This window comes from Kluyvera sp. (assembly GCF_965301105.1).
Window position 1 is genome coordinate 1 of the sequence record NZ_CBDKZX010000117.1, and the last position, 8,537, is coordinate 8,537.

Below are 8,537 nucleotides of genomic sequence, written 5' to 3' on the forward strand. Positions count from 1 at the left end.
TTTGGTGGAGCTGGCGGGAGTTGAACCCGCGTCCGAAATTCCTACATCCTCGGCACTACATGCTTAGTCAGTCTTTACATTCGCCTGGCACCTGCGGACAGACACGCCACTACCAAACTAGCCTGATTAGTTTTAACGCTTCAACCCCAGGCAGGGCTTCCACGCGATCTCTTTTGGGTTTGACCTCTCTTTGATCCCCGTCTTAAGAGCGGAAGCTAGGGAGAGAGGGCTCAGAGCAGGTTATTAAGCTGCTAAAGCGTAGTTTTCGTCGTTTGCGACTATTTTTTGCGGCTTTTTACGAGGCCAACCGCCCCTCGGCATGCACCTTGGGTTTCGCAAATCCCGTCGAATCCAGAATCAGCCCCAATAGTGTTGCAGCAAGTATAACAGAGATGCGGAAGGTGTTGCCAGCAAAAAACGTGTCTCAACAAGCTGTTGGCTGTGCGTTTCTCGCGCAGTTGGCGGTGTTCAGGAGGGATAATGGGCTGATACTAAAAAATATCCCCCATAGGTTGGGGGATATTTGTTGTAGCTGGACAGGTATCTGGCTTAGCGCCCTGCATGTTTCATAATACGCGCTTTATCGAGCTGCCATTCACGATCTTTCAGGTCGGAGCGTTTGTCGTGCTGCTTTTTACCTTTGGCGACGCCGATCTTCACCTTACACCAGGCGTTTTTCCAGTACAGCGACAGCGCGACTACGGTGTAACCTTCGCGGTTGATACGCCCGTACAGAGAATCCAGTTCGCGCTGGTTGAGCAGCAGTTTACGCGTGCGGGTAGGATCGCAAACGTAATGCGTAGATGCCACGGCCATCGGGGTAAAGTTGGCGCCGAAAAGGAACGCTTCACCGTCTTTCAGGATAACGTAGCTGTCGCCGATGTTGGCTTTACCTGCGCGCAGGGATTTCACTTCCCAGCCCTGGAGTGCAAGGCCCGCCTCAAACTCTTCTTCGATAAAGTATTCGTGGCGGGCGCGTTTATTCAGCGCAATCGTGGCCGATCCAGGTTTGTGTGCTTTTTTCTTTGTCATAATATCCTGAAATTATCGCTAATCTGATAAACCTAGCCTCAAGCTCCCGCGAGGCGTAATGCGTTATCTTAGCACGATATAGCCTGTGTCCGTTTTTTTTAACCGTAGATAAATGATACTATTTACGCCGTGTTCGATCATGGAAATTGCTATGCCTCAGATTAGCCGTACTGCGCTGGTTCCCTACAGCGCGGAGCAAATGTATCAACTGGTGAATGATGTGAATGCCTACCCGGATTTTCTTCCCGGTTGTACGGGCAGCCGCGTTCTGGAGTCTGGACCGACGCAAATGACGGCGGCGGTCGATGTCGCAAAAGCGGGTATCAGTAAGACCTTTACCACGCGTAATACCTTAACCGATAACCAGAGCATTTTGATGCATCTGGTCGATGGGCCGTTTAAAAAGCTGATTGGCGGCTGGAAGTTTACACCGTTAAGCCAGGACGCTTGTAAGATTGAATTCCATCTTGATTTTGAGTTTACCAATAAGCTTATTGAACTGGCGTTTGGTCGTATCTTTAAAGAGCTGGCGCTGAATATGGTGCAGGCATTCACGATGCGTGCCAGAGAGGTTTACCGTGTCGGGTAAGATTGCCGTGGAAGTGGCTTACGCGCTGCCGCAAAAGCAGTACGTGCAGCGTGTCACCCTGGAGGAAGGGTCCACGATCGAGCAGGCGATTCAGGCAAGCGGGTTGTTGGCGCTGCGTGATGATATTGACCTGAGCAAAAATAAGGTCGGTATTTATAGCCGTCCTGCTAAATTGCAGGATGAAGTTCACGACGGCGACCGGGTTGAGATTTATCGTCCCCTGATTGCCGATCCGAAAGAGCTTCGCCGTCAGCGGGCGGAGAAGTCGGCGCAGAAAAAGGGATAGCGCCTTACCGTGATTTACAGACAATAAAAAAGCGCTCAATGAGCGCTTTTTTGTCACCGCTGACTTATTTGGTCAGCGCTGGTTTGTTATCGATGTTGGTCAGCACACCGCTGCTGTTGAAGGTCAACGTCAGCGTTTGTTGGGTTGCTTTTTCATGCCCAGGCTGCTGGCGGAAAACATAGAACCAGGTGTTGGTGCCGAACGGATCGGTCATCATCGGGGTACCTAAGGTGTAGGCGACCTGTTGTTGGGTCATGCCTGGACGAATTTTCGCTACATCGTTAGGTGCCAGGTAGTTCCCCTGACTAATATCAGGACGGTAAACCACTCGCTCCAGAGTGGAACAGCCTGCAGTCATCATCAGAAGAACCGCTGCGGCAGCAGTCAGCGTTTTACAGCGCATAGTGATTTGATTCCTTTTCGGGCCCGAGCAGTACGCGGCTCATATGTCATGTGCCGATGATAATAGACCTGAGGTAAGTTGGAAACCTTTGATATCAGGTCTTACGGCGTTTTTATTGTGAACTCAGACTCTAAGAAATCAAAAAAGTTTATGCGGCCAGCAACTCTTTCGCATTCGCCAGCGTATTACGGGTGACTTCACTGCCCCCCAGCAGCCGCGCCAGCTCTTGCAGGCGAGCGCGTTTGTCCAGGGGTTGCATATGGGTTTCGGTCATTGCGCCGTCGGTCTCTTTGCTGACGTAGAAGTGGTGGTGCCCACAGCCTGCTACTTGCGGTAGGTGGGTCACACACATCACCTGGGTCGATTCACCCAGTTGGCGCAGCAGCTTACCGACGACTGCCGCCGTTGGGCCGCTAATCCCGACGTCCACTTCATCGAAAATCAGCGCAGGTGTTTCCATCTTGCGTGCGGTAATCACTTGAATGGCCAGCGCGATACGCGACAGTTCACCGCCTGAGGCAACCTTGGCAATCGCCTGCAGTGGCTGCCCCGGGTTAGTGGTGACGCGGAACTCAATACGATCTGCGCCTTCGGCGGTCAGATGCTGTTCTTCAAAGCTGACGTCAATATCAAACAGGCCGTGCGGCATCGAGAGCATATGCATGCTGTCGGTAATCAGCTGCGCCAGCTCCTGTGCGCTGGCTTGACGCTGAGCGTGCAGCTGGCGCGCGGTGTCCAGGGCCAGTTGGTGATAGCGAGAAACCGCCAGTTTGAGCGTTTCGAGTGAGTCGCTCTGGTCGTCGAGCAACTGCTGTTCGTCCAACAGCGACTGGTAGTATTCAGGCAGCGCTTCCGGCGAGATTTGATGCTTCCGCGCCAGGGAAATCTGTTTTGACAGACGCTGTTCCAGCTCGAACAGACGGTTTGGATCGAGATCCATGCGATCGCAATAATGGCGCAGCTCGTCGCTGGCCTCGCTGAGCTGAATGGCCGCTTCTTCCAGCATATCCAGCACGCCGGAGAGTTTGCTGTCCATGCTCACCAGTTCACCGGCCAACTGACGGGCTGTGTAGAGCTGGCTTTGCAGGTTTACGTCGTCGCCGTCGGCCAGGATAGCCAGCGCGTGCTGGCTCGTGGAGAGTAACTGGCCGCTATTTGCAAGGCGCTTGTACTCTTCATCGATTTGTTCATATTCACCGGGCTGCGGATTGAACTCGATCAGCTCTTTCAGCTGGTATTGCAGCAGCTCGGCTCGCGCGGCGCGTTCCTGGCTTTGCTGCTGGTGAGCCGCCAGATCGCGGCAGCTTTGGTGCCAGAGACGGTAATTTTCCGCCATTTGATGCGTGAGAGTCGATTCGCCTGCGTAGGCATCAAGCAGCGTTTTCTGGTGTTCGGATTTGACTAACTGCTGGTGTGCGTGCTGGCCGTGGATCTGAATAAGCAACTGGCCCAGCTCTCGCAGTTGGGAAAGCGGTACGGCCGTGCCGTTAATAAAGCCACGAGAACGACCATCGCTGCTGATGACGCGGCGCAGCAGGCACTCGCGGCCATCCTCCAGCTGGTTTTCCTCAAGCCAGCACAAGGCCGCAGGCGTGTCCTTTAGCGCAAAGCGCGCGCAGAGGTCGGCGCGTGTGGCGCCAACGCGGACCATGTCGGCTTCCGCTCGACCGCCCAGGCACAGCCCGAGGGCATCAATTGCAATAGATTTACCCGCACCGGTTTCCCCGGTGATGGCCGTCATGCCGCTGTTGAAGTCGATTTCAAGTTCACGAACGATTGCAAAATTGCTGATGGTCAGTTGTGCCAACATAGCCGCTTTCCTGTATGAAAACCCATAACTGTGTTTTCATACAGTATAGACTGGTTTTTTATCCAGTAAAGAGGTGGCGATAAAATTAAAACAATTTTTTTGACCAGCCAAGTTTTGTGCTTAATGTATTGAAATAGCTGTAGTCTTTAGGGTGAATGAGATTCAGGTGATAGTCGCTGCGGCGGATCAAGACATCTTCGCCTTCCTGGATGGGCAGGGCAATCTGGCTATCACAGCTGATTTCCAGGTCGCTGCGGCGGTGCGAAAAACGCAGGCGGATGGTGCTGTTGCTGTTAATCACCAGCGGGCGCGCGGAGAGCGTATGCGGGAACATTGGCACCAGAGTAATCGCATCTAATGATGGGGTGAGAATCGGCCCCCCGGCGGAAAGTGAGTAGGCGGTGGAGCCGGTTGGGGTGGAGATAATCAGGCCATCGGAACGCTGGGAGAAGGCGAAGGTCTCGTCGATATACACTTCAAACTCAATCATGTGTGCCACTTTGCCCGGGTGCAGCACGACTTCGTTGATGGCGGTGCTGATCCGCTTCTGGCAGTTCTGCTGGCATACCTGAGCCTCCAGTAAGAAGCGCTTTTCAGCAATGTAATTGCCGTCCAGTACGTCGGCAAGCTGCTGATGGGCGTTGTCGGGGTCAAGGTCGGTCAGGAAGCCGAGGTTGCCGCGGTTAATGCCAATGACGCTGATGTCGTAGCGCGCGAGAGTACGCGCCGCGCCGAGCATATTGCCGTCGCCGCCAACCACCACCGCGAGATCCGCTTTTTGACCAATTTCGGCCAGCGTGCCGGTTTTCACATTATCGAGCTTCAGCTCCTGGGCTATCTGGCGCTCAACAATCACATCGAGGCCTTTGGTGCACAGCCAGCGATAGAGCATTTCATGTGTCGTCAGGGCCGTCGGGTGACGAGGGTGTCCTACAATACCGATACACTTGAAATGATTGTTCATTTTCTGAATGTCCTTGTGCCGAAGATTGGTGACAATGTGAGAGCTTCCCTTGAAACCCGAAATCTTATCCCCATAATAAGCCAAGTTAGCGAGATGATTGCGAAAAAACGCGGAGAAATTCATGAGTAGTAAAGAACAGAAAACGCCTGAGGGGCAAGCCCCGGAAGAAATTATCATGGATCAGCACGAAGAAGTTGAGGCGGTTGAACCAGACGCTTCTGCTGAGCAGGTGGATCCGCGCGACGAAAAAATTGCGAACCTTGAATCGCAGTTGGCGGAAGCCGAAACTCGCGAGCGCGAAAGCGTACTGCGTGTGAAGGCCGAAATGGAAAACCTGCGTCGTCGCACTGAAATTGACGTTGAGAAGGCGCACAAGTTTGCGCTGGAAAAATTCGTCAACGAACTGCTGCCGGTGCTGGATAGCCTGGACCGTGCGCTGGAAGTGGCCAACAAAGACGGCGACGCGATGGCGGCGATGATCGAAGGTATTGAACTGACGCGTAAGTCGATGCTGGACGTGGTCGCGAAATTTGGCGTGCAGGTTGTCGCCGATATCGACGTGCCGATGGACCCGAACGTTCACCAGGCGATTGCGATGGTGGAGTCTGACGAAGTGGCCGCTGGCAATGTGCTGATGGTGATGCAGAAGGGTTACACCCTGAACGGTCGTACTATTCGCGCGGCGATGGTTTCCGTTGCGAAGGCGAAGGCATAACCTTCGCGTTCCCCTCTCCCCAGCCGGGGAGAGGGGATATCTTTAATCCTTCACGCTTTCCCGCAGCGGTTTCACCGGGTTCACCTGCACCTGCTTAATCACGTTATCCTGCACCTCGAGAATATCGATATCATACTGGGCAATGCGAACGCGCGTGCCTGCAGCCGGAATCTCTTCCAGTGCTTCAACTATCATCCCGTTCATGGTGCGCGCTTCGTCTTCCGGCAGGTGCCAGTTGAAGGCTTTATTCAGTTCGCGCACGTTGGCGCCGCCGTCGATAATGACGGAGCCATCATTTTGCGGGTTAACTTCTTCGGCAAGCGATGGCGACATAGAGGTGGTGAAGTCGCCGACGATCTCTTCCAGAATATCTTCCACCGTCACCAGCCCCTGAATATCGCCATACTCGTCAACCACCAGTCCCACTTTCTTCTTATTGCGCTGGAATTTCACCAACTGGGTGCTGAGCGGCGTTCCCTCTGGCACGAAGTAAATCTCATCGGCGGCGCGCAGCATCACCTCTTTGGTAAACTCTTTTTTCTCGGTCATCAGACGATAGGCTTCGCGCACGCGCAGCATACTGATGGCGTCGTCGAGGCTATCGCGGTACAGCACGATGCGACCATGCGGCGAGTGGGTGAGCTGGCGGACGATAGATTTCCAGTCGTCGTTGATGTTGATGCCGACGATTTCGTTGCGCGGCACCATAATGTCATCGACGCTGACCTTTTCCAGATCCAGCACCGACAGCAGCATGTCCTGATTGCGGCGTGAAATCTGCGAGCGGGATTCATTCACGATGGTGCGCAGCTCATCTTTACTGAGCGCGCTGCTGATAGTGATGTCGGTTTTAATGCCCATCATGCGCATCAGGATGCGGGTGATGAGGTTAAGCAGCCAGACCAGCGGCATCATCAGAACTTGCAGCGGCGCGAGCAGGAAGCTGCTGGGATAGGCGACCTTTTCCGGGTAGAGCGCGGCGATGGTTTTGGGCAGCACTTCAGCGAACACCAGTACCACAAAGGTCAGCACGCCGGTAGCGATGGCGACGCCCAGATCGCCATACAGGCGCATGCCGACAATGGTACCGAGCGCGGAAGCCAGGATGTTGACCAGGTTGTTGCCAATCAGCACCAGGCTGATGAGACGGTCAGGCTTTTTCAGCAGCTTTTCAACTCGCCGCGCGGATTTGTCGCCCTGCTTCGCCAGATGACGTAGTCGATAGCGATTGAGCGTCATCATGCCGGTTTCAGAACCGGAGAAATAGGCGGAGATGACCACCATGATGATCAGCGTCACGATCAGCGTGGTGGTAGAGATATGTTCCAAGAGAATTCCTTAGTACTTAGCCCACGAATTGTTGAATCACGCGGCTACCAAAGTAGGCGAGCGTCAGAATGCCAGCGCCCGCCACGTTAAACCAAACCACCCGGCGACCGCGCCACCCTTCGTGATAGTGACCCCATAACAACACGATATAGACGAACCAGGCGATGATGGAAAGGACAGCCTTGTCGATATTTTCCATGCTAAAGAGGTTATGCATGTAAAACAGGCCGGTACAGAGGGTCAGCGTGAGCAGAACGACGCCAACCTGGGTGATGTGAAACATTTTGCGCTCAATGACCATCAGCGGCGGCATTTCGTGATTGAACGCCAGCTTCTTATTCTTGAGCTGATAGTCAATCCATGCCAGCTGTAGCGCATACAGAGCGGCAATAATCAGCGTTGCGTAGGAGAACAGCGACAGGCCGATATGCACCATCATCCCCGGCGTCGCTTCCAGATGGGTAATAAACTCATTGGGCATAAAGGTGGCGAAGGCGAGGTTGATCAGCGCGAAGGCATACACGATGGGCAACAGCAGCCAGCCGCGGTTACGCGAAGCAACGATGGTCATCACCGTACAGATCATCAGGCTCACCAGCGAGCCAACGTTTAACAGGCTGAGATTCTGCCCGCTGTCACCGCCCGGCAGGATACGGGCTTCCAGCGCAAATGCATGGCACACCAGCGCCACGGTGGCGGAAAGAATCGCCATACGCCGCCAGCCGCTGTTTTTTTGCAGCAGTCCGGGGATGATCAGCGCCAGGCTGATGGAGTAGGCAACAAGCGCGAGCAGGGCAAACACAGGCATAAAGAGTCGGCAGTCGTCAAAGTGAAGAAAGAGAAGCAGTATATACGCAAAATCCCTCGAGTTGTATCAAGGCGCACAGGTGGTGTGAGGGGGATGGCGTCACGTTACGCGATATCAGCGCCAACCACGGCCTCACAACTCGCTCGGTGTCGTGTTATACTCCCGCAAATTTCCGTTTTTTTGTCGCGTAAGCGACTCACCGTTTCCACCCCAGGCGAGAGACAATGTTTGATAATTTAACCGATCGTTTGTCGCGCACGCTGCGCAATATCAGTGGCCGTGGACGCCTTACTGAAGACAACGTAAAAGAGACGCTGCGCGAAGTGCGCATGGCGCTGCTGGAGGCTGACGTTGCGCTGCCGGTAGTGCGTGATTTTATCAATCGCGTAAAAGAAAAAGCGGTTGGTCATGAAGTTAACAAAAGCCTGACTCCGGGTCAGGAATTCGTCAAAATCGTGCGTAGCGAACTGGTTTCGGCGATGGGCGAAGAGAACCAGACGCTGAACCTCGCCGCGCAGCCGCCGGCAGTCGTGCTGATGGCGGGCCTGCAGGGTGCGGGTAAAACCACCAGCGTCGGTAAGCTGGGTAAATTCCTGCGCGA

10 protein-coding genes and 1 other RNA gene are annotated in these 8,537 nt (G+C 54.2%); 4 read left to right on the forward strand and 7 right to left on the reverse strand.

Going from position 1 to position 8,537, the window contains the following annotated elements:
- Nucleotides 1-2: 2 nt before the first annotated feature.
- Nucleotides 3-365: a transfer-messenger RNA gene (ssrA, locus tag ACW14G_RS21275) on the reverse strand.
- Between the two features lie 184 nt (nt 366-549).
- Nucleotides 550-1,032, reverse strand: a complete 483-nt coding sequence (gene smpB, locus ACW14G_RS21280; RefSeq protein ID WP_064543348.1) for an SsrA-binding protein SmpB — start codon at nt 1,030-1,032, stop codon at nt 550-552.
- A 151-nt stretch (nt 1,033-1,183) separates the two neighbouring features.
- Here smpB and ACW14G_RS21285 point away from each other — a divergent pair, with 151 nt between their 5' ends.
- Entirely contained in the window at nt 1,184-1,621 is a 438-nt protein-coding gene (locus tag ACW14G_RS21285) for a type II toxin-antitoxin system RatA family toxin (protein WP_064543350.1), read from the forward strand.
- Complete coding sequence (locus tag ACW14G_RS21290) at nt 1,611-1,907, forward strand: RnfH family protein (RefSeq protein WP_223803200.1); 297 nt, start codon at nt 1,611-1,613, stop codon at nt 1,905-1,907. The genes ACW14G_RS21285 and ACW14G_RS21290 overlap by 11 nt, the downstream gene beginning before the upstream one ends.
- 64 nt (nt 1,908-1,971) lie before the next feature.
- Here ACW14G_RS21290 and bamE read toward each other — a convergent pair whose 3' ends face one another.
- The 3 genes from bamE to nadK all read right to left on the reverse strand — a co-directional run bounded on the left by bamE (nt 1,972) and on the right by nadK (nt 5,084).
- Nucleotides 1,972-2,310, reverse strand: coding sequence for an outer membrane protein assembly factor BamE (gene bamE / locus ACW14G_RS21295; RefSeq protein ID WP_064543353.1), 339 nt, complete (start codon nt 2,308-2,310; stop codon nt 1,972-1,974).
- 148 nt (nt 2,311-2,458) lie between these two features.
- The gene (recN, locus tag ACW14G_RS21300; protein ID WP_249022865.1) at nt 2,459-4,120 is read right to left on the reverse strand and encodes a DNA repair protein RecN; all 1,662 of its coding nucleotides are present in this window, start codon (nt 4,118-4,120) and stop codon (nt 2,459-2,461) included.
- A gap of 85 nt (nt 4,121-4,205) precedes the next feature.
- Nucleotides 4,206-5,084, reverse strand: a complete 879-nt coding sequence (nadK, locus tag ACW14G_RS21305; protein ID WP_064543386.1) for an NAD(+) kinase — start codon at nt 5,082-5,084, stop codon at nt 4,206-4,208.
- Nucleotides 5,085-5,205: 121 nt separating this feature from the next.
- Between nadK and grpE the strand changes: the two genes are divergently transcribed.
- Nucleotides 5,206-5,799, forward strand: coding sequence for a nucleotide exchange factor GrpE (grpE, locus tag ACW14G_RS21310; RefSeq protein WP_455648776.1), 594 nt, complete (start codon nt 5,206-5,208; stop codon nt 5,797-5,799).
- A 42-nt stretch (nt 5,800-5,841) separates the two neighbouring features.
- Here the strand turns inward: grpE and ACW14G_RS21315 are convergent, their stop codons facing one another.
- The gene (locus ACW14G_RS21315; protein ID WP_163448353.1) at nt 5,842-7,128 is read right to left on the reverse strand and encodes an HlyC/CorC family transporter; all 1,287 of its coding nucleotides are present in this window, start codon (nt 7,126-7,128) and stop codon (nt 5,842-5,844) included.
- A gap of 16 nt (nt 7,129-7,144) precedes the next feature.
- On the reverse strand, nt 7,145-7,936 hold the full coding sequence (locus ACW14G_RS21320) for a cytochrome C assembly family protein (protein ID WP_163448355.1): 792 nt from the start codon (nt 7,934-7,936) through the stop codon (nt 7,145-7,147).
- Between the two features lie 224 nt (nt 7,937-8,160).
- Here ACW14G_RS21320 and ACW14G_RS21325 point away from each other — a divergent pair.
- Nucleotides 8,161-8,537, forward strand: a 377-nt coding sequence (locus ACW14G_RS21325) for a signal recognition particle receptor subunit alpha (protein ID WP_455648777.1), incomplete at its 3' end; no start/stop codon positions are given.